The organism is Methylobacterium sp. E-065 (assembly GCF_022829605.1).
In the GTDB taxonomy this organism is placed as follows: Bacteria; Pseudomonadota; Alphaproteobacteria; order Rhizobiales; family Beijerinckiaceae; genus Methylobacterium.
Genome location: NZ_JAKSYD010000149.1, coordinates 90,408 through 107,817 on the forward strand (window position 1 = coordinate 90,408; position 17,410 = coordinate 107,817).

18 protein-coding genes and 1 riboswitch are annotated in these 17,410 nt (G+C 70.9%); of the genes, 15 read left to right on the plus strand and 3 right to left on the minus strand.

What is annotated here, in order from left to right; all coding sequences use genetic code 11:
* Positions 1 to 66: 66 nt before the first annotated feature.
* Positions 67 to 516 (minus strand): nuclear transport factor 2 family protein, encoded by a 450-nt coding sequence (locus tag MKK84_RS20020; RefSeq protein WP_243922820.1) that lies wholly within the window; start codon positions 514 to 516, stop codon positions 67 to 69.
* A gap of 259 nt (positions 517 to 775) precedes the next feature.
* Between MKK84_RS20020 and secG the strand changes: the two genes are divergently transcribed.
* From secG to MKK84_RS20040, 4 genes are all read left to right on the plus strand, one after another.
* Positions 776 to 1,228: a preprotein translocase subunit SecG gene (secG, locus tag MKK84_RS20025; protein ID WP_243922822.1), complete on the plus strand. Its 453-nt coding sequence runs from the start codon at positions 776 to 778 to the stop codon at positions 1,226 to 1,228.
* 135 nt (positions 1,229 to 1,363) lie between these two features.
* Positions 1,364 to 2,992, plus strand: a complete 1,629-nt coding sequence (locus MKK84_RS20030) for a CTP synthase (RefSeq protein WP_243922824.1) — start codon at positions 1,364 to 1,366, stop codon at positions 2,990 to 2,992.
* Between the two features lie 58 nt (positions 2,993 to 3,050).
* Positions 3,051 to 3,503 carry a DNA polymerase III subunit chi gene (locus tag MKK84_RS20035; RefSeq protein ID WP_243922826.1) on the plus strand — a complete coding sequence of 151 codons (453 nt, stop codon included), beginning with the start codon at positions 3,051 to 3,053 and terminating at the stop codon, positions 3,501 to 3,503.
* Positions 3,422 to 5,080, plus strand: a complete 1,659-nt coding sequence (locus tag MKK84_RS20040; RefSeq protein ID WP_409566528.1) for a S10 family peptidase — start codon at positions 3,422 to 3,424, stop codon at positions 5,078 to 5,080. Before MKK84_RS20035 ends, MKK84_RS20040 begins: the two co-directional genes overlap by 82 nt.
* A gap of 77 nt (positions 5,081 to 5,157) precedes the next feature.
* Here MKK84_RS20040 and MKK84_RS20045 read toward each other — a convergent pair whose 3' ends face one another.
* Entirely contained in the window at positions 5,158 to 6,180 is a 1,023-nt protein-coding gene (locus MKK84_RS20045) for a DUF4424 family protein (protein ID WP_243922875.1), read from the minus strand.
* A gap of 148 nt (positions 6,181 to 6,328) precedes the next feature.
* A riboswitch (cobalamin riboswitch) is annotated at positions 6,329 to 6,523 on the plus strand.
* Positions 6,524 to 6,556: 33 nt separating this feature from the next.
* Between MKK84_RS20045 and MKK84_RS20050 the strand changes: the two genes are divergently transcribed.
* The 11 genes from MKK84_RS20050 to cobJ all read left to right on the plus strand — a co-directional run bounded on the left by MKK84_RS20050 (position 6,557) and on the right by cobJ (position 16,652).
* Complete coding sequence (locus MKK84_RS20050; RefSeq protein WP_243922830.1) at positions 6,557 to 6,739, plus strand: CbtB domain-containing protein; 183 nt, start codon at positions 6,557 to 6,559, stop codon at positions 6,737 to 6,739.
* Between the two features lie 16 nt (positions 6,740 to 6,755).
* Positions 6,756 to 7,493: a CbtA family protein gene (locus MKK84_RS20055; protein WP_243922832.1), complete on the plus strand. Its 738-nt coding sequence runs from the start codon at positions 6,756 to 6,758 to the stop codon at positions 7,491 to 7,493.
* Positions 7,486 to 7,887: a DUF1636 family protein gene (locus MKK84_RS20060; RefSeq protein WP_243922834.1), complete on the plus strand. Its 402-nt coding sequence runs from the start codon at positions 7,486 to 7,488 to the stop codon at positions 7,885 to 7,887. The genes MKK84_RS20055 and MKK84_RS20060 overlap by 8 nt, the downstream gene beginning before the upstream one ends.
* Positions 7,884 to 8,918: a cobalamin biosynthesis protein CobW gene (gene cobW / locus MKK84_RS20065; protein WP_243922835.1), complete on the plus strand. Its 1,035-nt coding sequence runs from the start codon at positions 7,884 to 7,886 to the stop codon at positions 8,916 to 8,918. The genes MKK84_RS20060 and cobW overlap by 4 nt, the downstream gene beginning before the upstream one ends.
* A gap of 46 nt (positions 8,919 to 8,964) precedes the next feature.
* Positions 8,965 to 12,312 carry a cobaltochelatase subunit CobN gene (gene cobN, locus MKK84_RS20070; RefSeq protein ID WP_243922836.1) on the plus strand — a complete coding sequence of 1,116 codons (3,348 nt, stop codon included), beginning with the start codon at positions 8,965 to 8,967 and terminating at the stop codon, positions 12,310 to 12,312.
* A 74-nt stretch (positions 12,313 to 12,386) separates the two neighbouring features.
* Positions 12,387 to 13,649: a precorrin-3B synthase gene (locus tag MKK84_RS20075; RefSeq protein WP_243922837.1), complete on the plus strand. Its 1,263-nt coding sequence runs from the start codon at positions 12,387 to 12,389 to the stop codon at positions 13,647 to 13,649.
* The gene (locus tag MKK84_RS20080; RefSeq protein ID WP_267356906.1) at positions 13,646 to 14,353 is read left to right on the plus strand and encodes a precorrin-8X methylmutase; all 708 of its coding nucleotides are present in this window, start codon (positions 13,646 to 13,648) and stop codon (positions 14,351 to 14,353) included. The genes MKK84_RS20075 and MKK84_RS20080 overlap by 4 nt, the downstream gene beginning before the upstream one ends.
* A complete protein-coding gene (locus MKK84_RS20085) occupies positions 14,353 to 15,132 on the plus strand; it encodes a precorrin-2 C(20)-methyltransferase (RefSeq protein ID WP_243922838.1) in 780 nt (259 codons plus the stop codon). Before MKK84_RS20080 ends, MKK84_RS20085 begins: the two co-directional genes overlap by 1 nt.
* 64 nt (positions 15,133 to 15,196) lie before the next feature.
* The gene (locus MKK84_RS20090; RefSeq protein ID WP_243922839.1) at positions 15,197 to 15,472 is read left to right on the plus strand and encodes an AbrB/MazE/SpoVT family DNA-binding domain-containing protein; all 276 of its coding nucleotides are present in this window, start codon (positions 15,197 to 15,199) and stop codon (positions 15,470 to 15,472) included.
* Positions 15,469 to 15,885, plus strand: coding sequence for a type II toxin-antitoxin system VapC family toxin (locus MKK84_RS20095; RefSeq protein WP_243922840.1), 417 nt, complete (start codon positions 15,469 to 15,471; stop codon positions 15,883 to 15,885). The genes MKK84_RS20090 and MKK84_RS20095 overlap by 4 nt, the downstream gene beginning before the upstream one ends.
* The gene (gene cobJ / locus MKK84_RS20100) at positions 15,882 to 16,652 is read left to right on the plus strand and encodes a precorrin-3B C(17)-methyltransferase (protein WP_243922841.1); all 771 of its coding nucleotides are present in this window, start codon (positions 15,882 to 15,884) and stop codon (positions 16,650 to 16,652) included. Before MKK84_RS20095 ends, cobJ begins: the two co-directional genes overlap by 4 nt.
* Here the strand turns inward: cobJ and MKK84_RS20105 are convergent.
* A complete protein-coding gene (locus tag MKK84_RS20105) occupies positions 16,622 to 17,401 on the minus strand; it encodes a cobalt-precorrin-6A reductase (RefSeq protein WP_243922842.1) in 780 nt (259 codons plus the stop codon). The genes cobJ and MKK84_RS20105 overlap by 31 nt on opposite strands.
* Positions 17,402 to 17,410 lie beyond the last annotated feature (9 nt).

Below are 17,410 nucleotides of genomic sequence, written 5' to 3' on the forward strand. Positions count from 1 at the left end.
GCCGTGCTCGATTGCAACGCGATCGGGCACGGCTCTTGGCGATCGCCCTGCTGTGGGCCGCGCCCGTCAGATCTTGAAGGCCTGACGGGCGAGCAGGCGCCAGCGGCCGGCATCGCGGTGCCAGACCTGCAGCACGCCGATATGGACCGGGGAGGTCTTGCCGTCCGATACCGATTCCCCGGTGAAGACATGTCGGGCGATCGCATCGTCGCCCACCACCGATACCGAGCGGTCCGACAGGGTGATGCTCGGGAAGGAGGCGCGCTTGCTGGCGAGCGGCGCGATGAAGGCCGCCTTGTCCTGCACGACGCCGCTCGAATGACCGTAGCTGAGCCCGTCATGGGTCAGCGCGTCGAGGGCAGCGCCGTCGCCGGCGAGGAGGGCCTTCGTGAGCGCATCCACTTGCGTCTCGACCACGGCCTTCTGGTCTTGGGGCTGCTCGGCAGCGGATACCGGCTCCATCAGCGCGGACGTGGCGAGGACAGCGGCGAGCGCTGCGCGGCGTGACATCGGCATGGCGTTCTTCCCGGCGTGGGACGGGGATTGGGTGATCCGTCCTTACCCGCTGGATCAGAGCACAGCCGAGACGTTGGTGCGAGGGAAACGCGCGATCCGCACGCGATCAACGAGTTGGCGCCGGGTCCCGATTGGTGTATGCGCCGAGCGAGATATGCGGCTGTTGTCCTGAGCAGCGGCCGCCTGCGCGCGCCCTGCGGTCCCCGCGACCGGCCCTCAGCGACCGCCGCGCGGACCAGACCACGCCTCCGGAACACCGATGCAGACCGTCCTGATCGTCGTCCACCTCATCATCGTGCTCGCGCTGATCGGCGTCGTGCTGCTGCAGCGCTCCGAGGGCGGCCTCGGGCTGGGCGGCGGGGGCGGCGGCGGTGTCGCGGGCTTCATGACCGGCCGCGGCCAAGCCAACGCCCTGACGCGTGCCACCGCGATCCTGGCGGCGCTGTTCTTCGCGACCAGCCTGCTGCTAGCCGTGATGTCGCACCGCGCGCAGGCGCCGAAATCGATCCTCGACACCGGCGCACCGCAGGCGGGTCAGCCCGCCAAGCAGCCGACCGGCGCCGACAACCTGCTCGACACGCTGCGCCAGCAGCAGGACCGTGCCCCCGCCACCGCGCCGGCCCAGCCCTCCCAGCCTGCTCCTGCCCAGCCCGCTCCTACCCAACCCGCTCCTGCCCAGCCGGGAGTCCCGGACGCGCCGCAGTCGCGCTGACCCGGAGCCAACCCGAATCATGACGGTCCGGCCTGTGCCGGGCCGTCAAATGCGCCCAGCGATCCCCAGCTCCCACACGGGCCGGGGCATTCGGCGTTTGGCAAACGCCGGCCTCTTCTTTATGGACCGAAGCCCATGACGCGGTACGTTTTCATCACCGGCGGCGTGGTTTCCTCTCTGGGCAAGGGGCTGGCCTCGGCGGCCCTGGCGGCGGTGCTTCAGGCCCGCGGCTACCGGGTTCGGATGCGCAAGCTCGACCCCTATCTCAACGTCGATCCGGGCACGATGAGCCCGACCCAGCACGGCGAGGTCTTCGTCACCGACGACGGCGCCGAGACGGACCTCGACCTCGGCCATTACGAGCGCTTCACCGGCGTGCCGGCGAGCCGGGCCGACAACATCACCACCGGCCGGATCTACCAGGACATCATCGCCAAGGAGCGCCGGGGCGACTACCTCGGCGCGACCATTCAGGTGATCCCGCACGTCACCAACGCGATCAAGGACTTCGTCCTCGAAGGCAACGACGCGTTCGACTTCGTGCTGGTCGAGATCGGCGGCACGGTGGGCGATATCGAGGGGCTGCCGTTCTTCGAGGCGATCCGCCAGCTCGGTCAGCAACTCCCCCGGGGCAACTGCTGCTACGTCCACCTGACGCTGCTGCCCTACATCCCGTCCGCGGGCGAGTTGAAGACCAAGCCGACGCAGCATTCCGTGAAGGAGCTGCGCTCGATCGGCATCCAGCCCGATATCCTGCTCTGCCGCTGCGACCGCGACATCCCCGTCGACGAGCGGCGCAAGCTCGCCCTGTTCTGCAATGTTCGCGAGACCGCGGTGATCGAGGCCCGGGACGTCGCGTCGATCTACGAGGTGCCGCTCTCCTACCGGCAGGCCGGTCTCGACCGCGAGGTGCTCGGCCATTTCGGCCTGGAGCACGGCGAGGAGCCGGATCTCGGCCGCTGGAAGACCATCGCCGAGCGGGTGCGCAACCCGGAGGGCGAGGTCTCCATCGCCATCGTGGGCAAGTACACGGGGCTCAAGGACGCCTACAAGTCGCTGACCGAGGCGCTGACCCATGGCGGCATCAGCCACCGGGTGAAGGTCAACCTCGAATGGATCGAGGCCGAGGTGTTCGAGCGCGAGGATCCCGCGCCCTTCCTCGAAGGCCTCAACGGTATCCTGGTCCCGGGCGGGTTCGGACAGCGGGGTGCCGAGGGCAAGATCCGCGCAGCCCGCTTCGCCCGGGAGAAGCGCATCCCCTATCTCGGCATCTGCTTCGGCATGCAGATGGCGGTGATCGAGGCGGCGCGCGCCCTCGCCGGCCTACCGGAGGCGAACTCGACCGAGTTCGGCGAAACCGCCGAGCCGGTGGTCGGCCTGCTGACCGAGTGGCTGCGCGGCAACGAGCTGGAGCGGCGCGCGGCCGCCGGCGATCTCGGCGGCACGATGCGGCTCGGCGCCTACGACGCGAAGCTCGATCCCGAATCGAAGATCGCCCAGATCTACGGCACCACGGACATCTCCGAGCGCCACCGCCACCGCTACGAGGTCAACATGGCCTATCGCGAGCGGCTGGAGGCCCAGGGCCTGCGCTTCTCGGGCGTCTCGCCGGATGGGCTTCTGCCCGAGACGGTGGAGCATATTGGGCACCCGTTCTTCATCGGCGTGCAGTTTCACCCGGAGCTGAAGTCGCGACCCTTCGAGCCGCACCCGCTGTTCAAGGGCTTCGTCGGCGCGGCGATCGAGCAGAGCCGCCTGGTCTGAAGGCGCGGCGGCGCGCCGCTGCTCGCATCGGACTGCGGGACCCTATATCTCGGCAGCCGTGACAGAGATCCTGTTCTACCACATGCAGCGCCAGCCGCTGGAGAAGGTGCTGCCGAACCTGGTCGAGCGATCCCTCGACCGGGGCTGGCAGGCTGCGATCCAGGCGGCCACCGAGGAGCGCCTTCAGGCGCTCGACGATCATCTCTGGACCTATTCGGACGAGAGCTTCCTGCCGCACGGCACCGACCGCGAGCCCGATGCCGGGAGCCAGCCGGTGATCCTGACCCTGCGGGACGTGAACCCCAACACGGCCTCGATCCGCTTCCTCGTGGAAGGCGCCGACCTGCCGCCGGATGCGGATTCCTACGAACGGATCTGCATCCTGTTCGACGGGACCGATCAGGACGCCCTGTTGCGTGCCCGTGAGCAATGGAAGCAGGCCAAGGAGGCCGGCCACACGGTCGCCTATTGGCAGCAGGACGATTCGGGTCGCTGGAACAAGAAGGCCTGACCGTGATCCGCAACAAAGGTTTCGCCTGCGCCGCGCTCGGCCTCGCCCTGGCGTTCAGCGCGTCCCTGCCGCTCGGCGCCCAGGAGGCGCCGCATGGCCATCCCCAGCCGGAGGCCCGGCAGGCGCCCCGCGGTCCCGAGGGACGCCGCCTGCCGCCCGATTCGACGACGCAGCACAGCCTGGTGCTGCCCGATGGCCGGACGCTCGCCTTCACCGCCACCGCCGGAAGCCTGCCGCTGGTCGATGAATCGGGGAAGCTTCAGGCCGAGATCGCCTACGTGGCCTACACGATGGCGCCCGAGGCCGGGCGCCCGCGCCCGGTCACCTTCGCGGTGAATGGCGGCCCCGGTGCGGCCTCGGCCTATCTGAACATCGGGGCGATCGGCCCCTGGCGACTGCCGACCGGCGGCGACCGCATCAGCCCGTCGCAGCCGGTGGCGCTCACCCCGAATGACGGCACGTGGCTCGACTTCACCGACCTCGTCTTCATCGATCCGGTCGGAACCGGCTACAGCCGCGCGGCGGACGGCAACGGCAAGGCCTACTGGTCGGTCGATTCGGACGCCGCGACCCTGTCGGCCGTCATCGCCCGCTATCTGCGCGTCAACGACCGCATGGCGAGCCCGAAATTCTACGTGGGTGAGAGCTACGGCGGCTTCCGGGGTCCGCTGATCGCCGAAAAGCTTCAGGAGGATATCGGCGTCGGCCTGTCCGGAATGGTGCTGCTCTCGCCGGTGCTCGATTTCGCGTGGCTGGAGGCGCCCCGGGCCAATCCCTGGGGCTACGTGCTCAAGCTGCCGTCCCTCGCGGCCGGTGCGCTGGAGCGGAAGGGCACCGTGCCGACGCCGGCGCTGCTCGGGGAGGCCGAGGCCTACGCCTCCGGCCCATATCTGTCGGATCTGCTCAAAGGTCCGTCCGATGCAGGCGCGGTCGCCCGGATGACCGAGACGGTCGCGCGCCTGGTCGGGCTCGACGCCGCGCTCGTGCGTTCTCAGGCGGCGCGGCTGTCCACCCGGAGCGTCCAGCGCGAGATCGACCGGGCCGGGGGTCGCGTCGCCAGCGCCTACGACACCGGGATCACCGGATGGGACCCGAATCCGGACGCAACGCAGTCGAACTTCGACGATCCGCAGCTCACTGCGATTCAGGCACCGCTGACCAGCGCGATGCTCGACCTCTACGCCCGCACGCTCAAGTGGCCCGTGCCGAACATGCGCTACGAGCTCCTGAACAACGCCGTGAATCACGGCTGGAGCTGGGGCTCGGGACGGCAGGCGCCGGAGGTGTTCTCTAATCTCAAGGGCGCCCTGGCGCTCGACGGGCAGCTCCGGGTCCTGGTGGCGCACGGCTTCACGGACCTCGTGACCCCCTACTTCGCCTCGAAGCTCCTGCTCGCCCAGGCCCCCGCCTACGCGGCCGGGCGCCTGGACCTCGCGGTCTATCCCGGGGGGCACATGTTCTACACGCGAGCCGATTCGCGGGCGGCGTTCCACCGGGATGTGGCGCGGCTCTACGCGGATGCCCTCAAGGCCCGCGACGGAGATGCGAGACCGGGGCAGACGAAGGACGCGCCCTAGCGGTCAGCGGCCTCGCAACGGGCCGTTTCAGCAGCCGGACGATCCGGAGCCGGGCCGAACGCGGAGCCGGAACATTCTTATAGAGGGGGCAAAGCCGATACGCGCGGAGCGCTCTTCAGGAAGAGCACATCGATATCGCGGCGCGGCACAAAGTCCTTCACGACCATCTCGACGGTCGTCGGACCCGTCTTTTTGAGATCGCTGCCGCAGAACGCGACCATCGTGGACGGATCACCTTTGTCCACGATCAGCTTGAACGTGCCGATCGTTCCGGTCCCGGCAGGGAAGAGATAGGTGAGATAGCGTTCGTACGCCTGGAAGGACCGGCTGCCGTCGGCGCTCGCCCGCCGATACAGGGCCTGGGCCGAGCGCGCGAAGGCGGGATCCGTGCAGAACCGGTCGGCGTAACGCGCCATCTGGGACGAACCCAGATCCGGCGAACCGAACGAAAGGCTGGACTGCCCGCTGAGGCTCGGCGTGAAGCTCTGCCGAACGGCGACATCGCGCCCTGCCGGAAAGATCTGCCGGCGCCAGTACCGCGATTTCAGCGTCCAGAGCGGGACGTCCGAGATCGTCCCGTCCTTGTGGACCTGCCGATCGAGAAAGCCGGCTTCGATCAGGGCGTGTCGCCGCGGCTCCGACAGCCGGCGCAGCGGGACCTTTGTCGCCGCAACGGTCGGTACGGGCGGGAGGCCCAGGTGGTGAAGCTCGGTGGTGATCTCGACCGACTGGCCGTTGCGCATCAGGAAGGCCTGCTGGTCGAGCTGCCACGGAACGGCCTGGCCATCGACCGTGGCGTTGAAGGCGAGGACGTTGGCCTGGGCCGGATCGGGGATGGCAACTGCCATCACGGGCGCGCCGACGAGGTCGGGCATCGGGAACGCCACGATGGCCGCGATGTCGGTTCCGGTCGGGTTGCGGAACCGGTAATCGGCCCTGACTTCCTGCTCCGAGAGATACAGGTCTTCCGCCACAAGCGTGATCGCGCTGCCCTGCTCCAGGACGAGGTTCCCCGCCTTGAGCGCGGCATCCGTGTCATCGGCCCGGGCCGGCAGGGATGACGCCGCGAGAAGGGCAAGGACCAGCCACAGGACTCTCATCACGATCACGCATCTCGGTTGTGGCTATGGACGGCCAGCCCGGCCGCCGCGACCGTGGGGATCCCCGGCCCGCTGACCAGTCCCCACCGTTCGCGAGGCGGCGGAAATGATTCCGCCGCGCCTCCGTTGTGCGAGAGCTGTCATGCGTCTACAACGACCGCGTGACGGTGCCCCGGCGACGGGGTGAAAAGGGAATGCGGTGAGGGGTGCGAACCCCGATTCCGCGGCTGCCCCCGCAACTGTGAGCGGCGAGCGCCTGCCGAGGGCCACCGGAGCGATCCGGGAAGGCGGCAGGGGCGTCGAGCTGCGAGCCAGGAGACCTGCCGTCACGACAGGATCCCGCGTTGCCGCCGGTGGGGCGGCTGGAGACAGACCCATGACGACCTCGACCCTCGCCCCCGTCACCGTCGGTGCCCGCGCGTCCGAGCGCCCCGTGGCGGTCGCGCTCGCGGCTTTCCTCGGCCTCGGCCTGCTGTTCATGGTCGGCTTTTCGCCGGCGATCGCGTTCCACAACGCGGCTCACGACTTCCGGCATACCCAGAACTTCCCCTGTCACTGACGCCATCGTCGCAGGGATGATCATCCGGCTTCTGTCGGCGGCGTTGGCCGCCGGCTTCTTCGCGGCCGTCGTCGTGACGGGCCTCGAACTCACGCTGACCTCGCCGCTGATCGTGGCGGCCGAGCGCTACGAGCAGGCCGAGCCCAGTCATCAGGCCGCCCGCACACTGCCGATCGTTCTCGCTCATGCCGGCCACGATCATGCCGCGCCGGACATGGCGCCGGAATGGCAACCGGGCGCGGGTCTGCCGCGCATGGCCTTCACCGGACTCGCGACCCTGGTGGGCGCCGTCGGCTACGCGCTCCTGCTCGGTGCCGTGATGCTCGCCTGCGGGCGGGAGCCGACGCCGCCGGTCGCACTGGCCTTCGCGGTGGCGGGTTTCGCCAGCGTCGCCCTGGCACCCGGCCTCGGCCTGCCGCCGGAGTTGCCGGGCAGTGAGGCAGCACCGCTGGCCGTCCGGCAGGCGTGGTGGGTCATGACCGCCGCGTCCACCGCCATGGGCCTCTACCTGATCGCCGTGCGCCGATCGCTGATCGCCATCCTGGGTGGGGTCGTCCTGATCATCGCGCCGCACGCGGTCGGCGCGCCGCAGGCGCCGGAAGGGGCGTCAGCGCTGCCGGCGGCACTGGCCGCGCAGTTCGCCGCGCGCTCGCTGGCGATCAGCTTCGTGTTCTGGATGCTGCTGGGCCTCGGGTTCAGTCGGGCCTGGCTGGTGTTCGGCCGCGGGACCGCGCGGGGCACGGCCCATGGCTGAGACCGTCCTCTACGTCTGCACGACGTGCCGCCGCGACGGTGACGACCCCGAGGGCCCCAGGGCCGGCGCCCGCCTCCTCGACGCCCTGCGCGTTCGGGCCGAGGGTGCCGTCGATCTGCGCGTCGAGCCGGTGGAGTGCCTGTCGGTCTGCAAGCGCCCCTGCACGGTGGCGGTCGCCGCGGCGGACCGCTGGACCTACGTGTACGGCGACATGGACCCGGCCGCCTCCGCCGAGATCATTCTCGCCGGGCTCGCCGCCTACGCCGCGACGCCCGACGGCATCGTGCCGTGGCGCGAGCGACCGACCGAATTCAAGAAGGGCGTGATCGCCCGGATCCCCCCCTTCCCTGCACCGCGCCCGATTCCGGCCGGCACCCTGGAGGCCGCCGAATGACGATTGTCGCCAAGATCCCCTGCACCATCGTCACGGGCTTCCTCGGCGCCGGCAAGACGACGCTGGTCCGCCACGTGATCGAGAACGCGAAGGGCCGGCGCCTCGCGATCCTGGTCAACGAGTTCGGTGATGTCGGCTTCGACAAGTCGTTCCTGGCCGCCTGCGGCGTCGAGGGTTGCACCGAAGACTCCATCGTCGAGCTGCCGAACGGCTGCATCTGCTGCACGGTGGCGGACGATTTCGTGCCGGCCCTCGAGACGCTGCTCGCCCGTGCCGAGCCGCCGGAGCACATCCTGATCGAGACCTCGGGCCTCGCCCTGCCGAAGCCTCTGGTCCAGGCCTTCCAATGGCCGGCGATCCGCTCGCGGGTCACGGTGGACGGCGTGGTGGCGGTGGTGGACGGGCCGGCGGTCGCCGCGGGTATGTTCGCGGAGGATCCCGCGGCGCTGGCCGCCCAGCGGGCCGCCGACCAATCGGTCGATCACGACAATCCGCTGGAGGAGGTGTTCGAGGACCAGCTCCTCTGCGCCGACCTCGTGGTGCTCAACAAGGTCGATCTGATCGACGCCGACACCCGCGCCCGGGTCCGGGCCGAGGTCGAGGAGCATCTGCCGCGCGCCGTGAAGGTGGTGGAGACCGAGAAGGGCGTCATCGATCCGCGGGTTCTGCTGGGCCTCGGCGCGGCGGCCGAAGAGGATCTGGATGCCCGCCCGTCCCACCACGGCGAGGGTGAGGACCATGATCACGACGACTTCGAGACCGTAGCGCTGCCGATCCGCCCGGCGGTGACGGCGGCCGATCTCGCGACCCGCGTCGAGAAGGCGGCTGAGACTGCTGGCGTGCTGCGGATCAAGGGGTTCGCCGAGGTCGAGGGCAAGGCGATGCGCCTCGTGGTGCAGGGTGTCGGCCGGCGCGTTGCCCACCATTTCGATCGGCCCTGGCGGTCGGGCGAGGCGCGCGATGGAGCGCTCGTGGTGATCGGCCTGAAGGGCTTCGATCGGGACGCCGTCGCGACGGCGCTCGCGGGATGAGACCCGTCACGCGCGTCCGTCCGGTCAACACCTAGGGACGCGGGCGATGCATCTCGTGCGCATCGATGCCGTCTCCCTCGACGAGGGCGAGGCGGCGTTGGATCTCGGGCAGGAGCCCGGCGATCTCGTCGTGCTGTCCTTCACCGACAGCGACCTCGCCGGGATCGCGCGGGCGTATGCCGTGGAGCCGGGCCTCCCGAGCCTGCGCCTCGCCAAGATGGCCAAGCTGCGGCACCCGCTCTCGGTCGATTTCTACGTGGAGCGCATCGTGGCGCGCGCCAAGATCGTGGTGATCCGCTGCCTCGGGGGGCTCGATTACTGGCGCTACGGGGTCGAGCGCTGCGCCGAGGCGGCGCGGGCGCATGGGGTGGTGCTGGCGGTGCTGCCGGGCGACGACCGGCCCGACCCCCGGCTTGCCGCCTCCTCGACCGATCCTGCGCTGGCGGACCGGCTTGACGCCTATTTCCGCGCTGGCGGCCCCGAGAACCTGCGCCAGATGTTGCGGCTCCTCGCGAGCCGGATCGGCGCGGACCTTCCGGTCGAGCCGCCCCAACCATTGCCCCGGGGCTTCGCGTGGTGCCCGGGCTGTACGACGCCGCCCCTCGCTCAGGCCGTGGCGGCGGCGGAAACCGCGATCCCGCTCGCGGACGCACGGGCAGAACCCCTCGCCCTGCTCCTCGTCTACCGCTCAGCCGTCCTCGGCGGTGACACCGCGCCGTTCGTCACGCTGATTGCGGCCCTGCGCGCCCGCGGGATCGGCGTGCTGCCGATGGCCGTGTCGAGCCTGAAGGAACCCGTGGCCGCAACCGCAGTCGCGGCGGCCGTGCGGGCGCGCCGGCCCGATCTCGTCATTGCGGCAACCGCCTTCTCGGCGCGCGAGGACGGGACCGACTTCGTCCTCGACGGCGCCGATTGTCCGGTGCTGCAGGCCTTCACGGTCGGGTCGCCGCAGGCGGCCTGGGAGGCCTCGGCCCGGGGGCTCGGTGCGGCTGATCTCGCCATGCAGGTGGCGCTTCCGGAATTCGACGGCCGGCTCTCGGGCTTCCCGATCTCGTTCAAGGAAGAAGCGGCCGAGATCGAAGGCTTCGCCGAGCGCCGGGCCGTGCCCTACGCACCCGGAATCGCGGCGCTCGCCGACCGGGCCGCCGGCTGGCTGCGGCTCGCCGCCCGGCCTCGGGACGCGCGGCGCATCGCGATGGTCCTGTCCGATTATCCGGCGCGGGGCGGCCGGGCCGGTTTCGCGGTCGGCCTGGATACGCCGGAGAGCGCCCGGGCCATCGCCACGGACCTCGCCGCCTCCGGCTATGCCGGGTGTACCTTGCCCGAAGCCGGCGCGCTGATGACGACGCTGACCGAGGGGCCGGCGGACTTCTGTGTGCCGCTGATCGCCTACCGGGCGTGGCTCGACGGCCTGCCCGCCGCGACCCGCGGCACGATCACCCAGGCCTGGGGCGAGCCCGAGACCGATGCCGCCTGCACGGAGGGCGCGTTCCGGTTCCGGATGGCGGATGCCCGCCGAGCCGCGGATCCGCAGAGCGGCGGCCTCACAGTGTTTCTGCAGCCGGATCGCGGGCGCGATCCCGATCGCAAGGCCGGCTACCACGATCCCGAGCGTGTCCCGACTCACGCCTACCTCGCCTTCCACCTCGGCCTGCGGCAGCGCTTCGACGTGCTGGTCCAGCTCGGCACCCACGGCACGACCGAATGGCTGCCCGGCAAGGCCGTGGCCTTGTCTCCGGAATGCTTCCCGGCGCTCTGTGTCGGTGCCCTGCCGGTGATCTACCCGTTCATCGTGGACGATCCCGGTGAGGCCGCTCCGCTCAAGCGCCGGCTCGGCGGCGTCGCACTCGGTCATCTGACACCCGAAGTCGCCAGCCACGACCTTTCTCCCGAGGCGGCCCGGCTGCGTGAGCTCGTCGAAGAATACAGCGCCGCCAGCGTCCTCGATCCCCGCCGGGCGACCCTGATCGCCAGCGCCATCCTGGAGGAGGCCGGGGGCGCCGGGCTGCTCGACGGCGCCGGGATCGGCCCCGACACGCCGATGGACGAGGCGCTGACGCGGCTCGACGCCCATCTGTGCGATCTCGGCGAGACGAGCTTCCGCGATGGGCTGCACGTCTTCGGCCGCGCCCCTGACGACGCCCTCGCCCCGGTCGTGACGAGCGCGGCAGCCGAACGGGCGGGACTCCTCGCCGCCCTGGACGGCCGGTTCGTCCAGCCGGGCCCGTCCGGCTCCCCGTCCCGCGGGCGCGCGGACGTGCTCCCCACCGGGCGAAACCTCGCCACGCTGGATCCGCGCGCGATTCCGAGCCGCGCCGCCGCGCTCCTGGGGGCGAAGGGCGCCGAGGCGGTGGTGACGCGCTACCTTCAGGACGAAGGGGCCTATCCGGCCCGGATCGTGATGGATCTCTGGGCCTCGCCGACCCTGCGCACCGGCGGCGAGGATGTGGCGCACGCGCTCGCCCTGATGGGTGTCCGGCCCGTCTGGGACCATGCCAGCACCCGCGTCACAGGCTTCGAGGTGCTGCCGTTGGCCATGCTCGACCGGCCGCGCATCGACGTGACGGTGCGGATCTCCGGGGCGTTCCGCGACACGTTCCCGGACACGCTGGCGTTGATCGACCGCGCCGCCCGGTCGGTGGCCGACCGGGACGAGGCCGATGACGAGAATCCTCTGGCAGCAGCCCGCAGACGCGGCGAGACGGCCGCCCGGGTCTACGGCGCGGCGCCCGGCCGCTACGGAGCCGGCACGGCCGCCACCGCCCTCGACGGCTCCTGGGACACTCGCGCCGATCTCGGCCGCGCCTATCTGGCGGCCAGCTCCCATGCCTACGGCGACCGCGAGGGGCCGGACGCGGATTTCACCGCGCGGGTCGCAGCGGCCGACGCCTACCTGCACGCCTTCGACGCGGCCGAGCGCGACCTGTTCGACGGCGATGCGGCGGTCGACGCCATGGGCGGCTTCGCGGCCGCGGCGGCGCTGCAGGATGCACGCCCGGCGCTGTACAGTCTCGACGTGTCGGTGCCGGAGCGCCCGAAGGCCCGCACCGCTCGGGAGGATGCCGCGCGCCTGATCGGCGGTCGCCTCGCCGATCCCCGCTGGATCGCGGCGCAGCTGCGCCACGGCTACAGGGGGGCGCAGGAACTGGCGCAAGGGCTCGACGCGGTGTTCGTGCTCGCCGCTTCGAGCGACGCCGTCAGCGATGCCGGGTTCGACCGGTTGTACGCCGCCTGGATCGCAAACGCGGAGGTGTTCGAGCAGCTGCGCGACGCCAACCCGGCGGCGACCCGGGCGATCCTGGAGCGCTTCGACGAGGCCCGTGACCGCGGCCTCTGGCACAGCCGGCGCAACGCCCTGCCGGCCGACGCGCTGCTGTGCGAGGCCGCGGAGTGAACGCGCCCGCGCATCGCCGCGCTCTTCCCGAGGCACCGGGCCGCAGGGGCTGGTGCCCCGGACTCGCCCGCCCGATGCCCACGGGTGACGGGCTGCTGGCGCGGGTCCACCCGCCGCTGGGGATGCTCTCGCTGGACCAAGCCCGCGCGGTGGCGCAGGGCGCACGGCTTTTCGGCAATGGCCATCTCGACATCACCGCCCGGGCCAACCTTCAGATCCGCGGCGTCACCGAAACGACGCGCGCGCCGCTCGCCCGGCTGCTCACCGAAGCCGGCCTCGGCGACCGGCGCGCCGATGGCGGCCCGCAGCGCCTGACGCTTTCCCAGCCCCTCGCTGGATACGATCTTGCGGAGCTGATCGACGTGCCGGCGCTCGCCCGGGCGATCGAGGCGGCTGCGCTCAACATTCCCGAGCTGCCGGCCAAGACGCTGGTCGTGGTCGAGGGGCGCCCGGATGCGACCCTGCCGGACGCCGATTGTATCGTCGTCGCCCGCGATAGGGCGCGGGTCGAGATCGCGATCGCTGCCGCCGCGGATTGGCAGACCGTTCTCACCTGCGTGCTCGAAAATGCACCCGCGATCCTGACCGCGCTGCTCAATGCCTTCGCGCGCACCGGCCGGCGTCGGATGCGCGATCTTTCGGATGACGAACGTGCAAGGCTCGCCACGACCCTTCGCGCGTCCGGGTTGGCAGGGTCGCCCTGTCCTTCACGAGGACGGGGCGTCGTGCCCTTCGCGCCCGCCGCCGGTCTCCGAACCCGACCCGATCTTCAGATCCTCGCTCTGGATGCGCCCTTTGGCCGCTGCACGGCGGATTCTCTCGATCGTGTCGTGAGCGCCGCGCAAACCATCGGCGCGGACGCGATCCGTCTCTCGCCAGCGCGCGGCTTCGTCCTGCTCGCTCCAGCCAACGCACCGGCGGCCGCAATCATGGCGGAGCTCGCCTCCGAGTTCATCGTCGCACCCGACGATCCCCGGCGCAGTGTCGATGCCTGTACGGGCGCCCCGGGTTGCGCCTCCGGCTCGACGCCGACGCTGGCCGATGCGGCGTGCGTCGCCGAGATGTTCCGCCCACTCGCGCAACAGGGATGGACCGCGCACGTCTCCGGCTGCGCCAAGGGCTGCGCGCGGCCGGGCCCTGCCGACCTGACCCTGGTGGGCACACAGGGTCGCTATGGCATCGTCATCGGCGGCGCACCCGGCGATGAGCCGACTCTACACCTCCCTATCGAGGCCGTACTGGACCGGTTAGGAAGGGCCAAGACTGTCGGCCTTGCCGCGGCGTTCGCGCCCAATATGGCTCGGCCGAACACTGGGAGGGATGGAAGACCGGCATGAGCGCGAGCCAGAATGCCCTGCGCCAGGCGGGGTCGGAACCGGTGGCCCAGGAGCCTGCCTCCCGCCAAGAGCCCGCCTCCCGCTACGACTATATCCGCGACGGCAGCGCCATCTACGCGCGCTCCTTCGCGATGATCCGCGCCGAGGCCGATCTCGCCCGCTGGACCGGGGCCGCCGAGCGCGTCGTGGTGCGCATGATCCACGCCTGCGGCATGACCGACCTCCCGGCCGATGTGGAGATGTCGGACGATTTCGCCGAGGCCGGTGTCGCAGCGCTGCAAGCCGGGGCACCGATCCTGTGCGACGTTCGCATGGTCGCCGACGGCGTCACCCGGGCGCGCCTGCCGGCCGGCAACCCGGTGATCTGCACGCTCGGCGATCCCCGCGTGCTGGATCTCGCGCGGGACCTCGGCACCACCCGCTCGGCCGCCGCCATGGAGTTGTGGCGCGAGCACCTTCCGGGCAGCGTGGTGGCGGTGGGGAACGCGCCGACCGCCCTGTTCCGCCTGCTGGAACTGCTCGACGCGGGTGTGGCGCCGCCGGCCGCGGTGATCGGCATCCCGGTGGGTTTCGTCGGCGCCGCGGAATCGAAGGACGCTCTGGCCCGGGACGGCCGGGTGCCGTTCGTGGTCGTCCACGGTCGGCGCGGCGGCAGCGCCATGACGGCCGCCGCCGTGAACGCGCTCGCCAGCGAGGCCGAGTGATGGACGGGTTCGAACGGCTCGACGAGCCCGCGGAGGCGCTGCCGGCTGCCGCGGTGACCGGCACGCTCTACGGGGTCGGGATGGGTCCGGGCGATCCCGACCTGCTGACCGTCAAGGCGCAGCGCATCCTGATGCGGGCGCCGGTGCTCGTCCACTTCTGCAAGCGGGGCAAGCGCGGCAACGCCCGCACGATTGCGGATGCGATCCTGCGCGATCCGGACCGCGAACTGGCGCTCGCCTATCCCTACACCACCGAGATCCATCCCGAGCACCCGGACTACGTGGCGGCGCTCGCCGGCTTCTACGACGACGCAGCGGGACGGCTCGCCGATCATCTCGGCGCCGGGCGCGACGTGGCGATCCTCTCGGAGGGCGATCCGTTCTTCTACGGCTCGTTCATGCACCTGTGGCGCCGCCTGAAGGACCGCTTCCCCGTCGAGGTGATTCCGGGCGTCACCGGCATGTCGGGCTGCTGGACCCGGGCCGGGACGCCGATCACCTGGGGCGACGACGTCCTGACCGTTTTGCCCGCGACCCTGTCGCTCGATATCCTCACGGAGCGGCTGCGCGGCACCGACGCCGCCGTGGTGATGAAGCTCGGCCGCCACCTGCCCAAGGTGCGTGCGGCTTTGGCCGAAGCCGGGCTCCTTGCGCGTGCAGTTTATGTCGAGCGCGGCACGATGGCGGGCGAGCGCGTCGTCATGCTGGCCGACAAGGCTGACGATGCTGCCCCGTACTTCTCGATGGTGCTGCTCCCCGGCGAGGGGCGTCGGCCGTGACCGATGCGCCGGATGCTTGTTGGTCACGCTCCGCCCCATTACGTTGGGCTGACGGGGACGGCTCATGACGACGTTGACGGCGACGGCCCGGGGCCGTGTGACGCTCCAAGAAGATATCCTCAAGCATCTCGGTATTCAGCCGGGCGGCAGGATCAGGCTCGAACTCCTGCCCGACGGTCGGGCGGAACTGATGGCCGACCAGCCTGAGCACTCCTGGCGTCAGGTGTACGGAATACTTTCAGGCGAAGGTAATGGTGCCCGTTGCTCGATCGATGAGATTGGCGACGCTATAGCGGAAGCAGGAGCAGAAGCCGGAACTTCCGGACTCGTCAGGTCGTGAGGGTCACGCCCGACACCAATGTCTTGGTGCGACTGATCGTCAATGACGACCCTGTCCAGGGGCTGGCGGCCTTTCAAGCACTGGAATGTGCCGCCCCGGTCGCGATCAGTGTTAAAGCCCTTTGCGAATTGGTTTGGGTGCTCCGGAGCCGATACGGCATGCCCCGCGGGGAGATCACCGCGGCGATCCGAAACTTGATCGCGACCCGCACCGTCGTGGCCGACCGGCCAGCCATCGAAGCCGGCTTGACGATGTTGGAAGCAGGCGGTGATTTCGCGGACGGTGTCATCGCGTTCGAAGGGCGTCGCCTCGGCGGCGAGACCTTCGTGTCATTCGACAGGGCGGCCATTAAACGGCTGGGTGTGCAGGGATTTTCTGCACGATTGCTGACCTCAGAGGCGGACGCGCGTTGAATCCGGGTGCAGGCGGAACACTGACGGTCATCGGTCTCGGCCCGGGCGACGAGAGCCTGCTGACCGAATCCGCCCGCCGGGCGCTGGACGCGGCCGAAGACCTTATCGGCTACTACCCGTACGTTGCCCGCATCCCCGAGCGGCCGGGCCTGACGCGGCATGCCAGCGACAACCGTGTCGAGGTCGACCGGGCGCGCCACGCGCTGGAGCTCGCGGCCGCCGGACGGCGGGTCGCGGTCGTCTCCGGTGGCGATCCCGGCGTCTTCGCCATGGCGGCGGCGGTGTTCGAGGCGGTGGAGCACGGCGAGCCCGGATGGCGCGACTTGGCCATCACGGTCGAGCCCGGGATCACCGCGATGCTGGCAGCCGCGGCCCGGCTCGGCGCGCCACTCGGCGGCGATTTCTGCGCCCTGTCGCTTTCGGATAACTTGAAGCCCTGGCCGGTGGTGACGGCGCGGCTGGACGCGGTGCTGCGTGCCGATCTGGTCGTGGCCCTCTACAACCCGATCTCGACCGCCCGGCCCTGGCAGCTCGGCGCCGCCCTGGAGATCGCCGCCGGTATCCGCGCGCCCGGGACGCCCGTAATGTTCGCCCGCGCGATCAGCCGGCCCGACGAGGCGATCCGGGTGACGACGCTGGCCGACGCGCCGGAGGCACCGGCCGACATGGCGACGATGGTGATCCTCGGCGCCTCGACCACGCGGCTGATCCCGCGGACCGGCCGTCCGCCCTTCGTCTACACCTCGCGCAAGGTCGAGGCGGCGTGAGCGTCGATGCCCAGCCAGCGGAGCGCTCCGGCGACGTCTGCCACGCTCGTGACATCGGGCTTGTCCGGCCTGCGGACCATGACCACGGGGATCGCAAGGGCGCGCGCCGCTGCGATCTTGCCGTAGGTCGCCCCCCCACCGGAATTCTTGCTGACCAGGATCTCGATGCCGGCCGCCCGCATCAGCGCGGCCTCCGAATCCGGGTCGAAGGGGCCGCGGGCCTCGATCGCCGTGAGACGGGGCACCGGCAGCGCGTCGCCGAGGGGCTCGACCGTGCGCACCCAGTAGGCGTGCTGCGGGGTCGCCGCAAAGGCGCCGGCCTCCTGTCGGCCGACCGTCAGGAATACGCGCCGGGGCTCGACGCCAAGCGCCGCAGCGGCGGCCGGCACATTCTCGACCTCAATCCAGCGATCGCCGGGTGCCAACTTCCAGGCCGGACGGCGGATCGCCAGCAACGGGACGCCCGCCAGGGCAGCCGCGCGGGCGGCGTTGGCCGAGATCCGGGCGGCGAAGGGGTGTGTCGCATCGATCAGGCGGTCGATTCTTTCCGACCGCAGGTAGCGCGCGAGGCCCTCGGCGCCCCCGAACCCGCCGCTCCGCGTCGGGACGGGCTCTGGCTTCGGAGCGGCGGTCCGGCCGGCCAGCGAGAGCACCACGGACAGGTCGTCCCGCCCGGCCAGCGCGCGCACCAGGCCGCTCGCCTCCCCGGTCCCGCCGAGGATCAGGATCCGCATCACACCCTCCGTCATGGGCGCCTT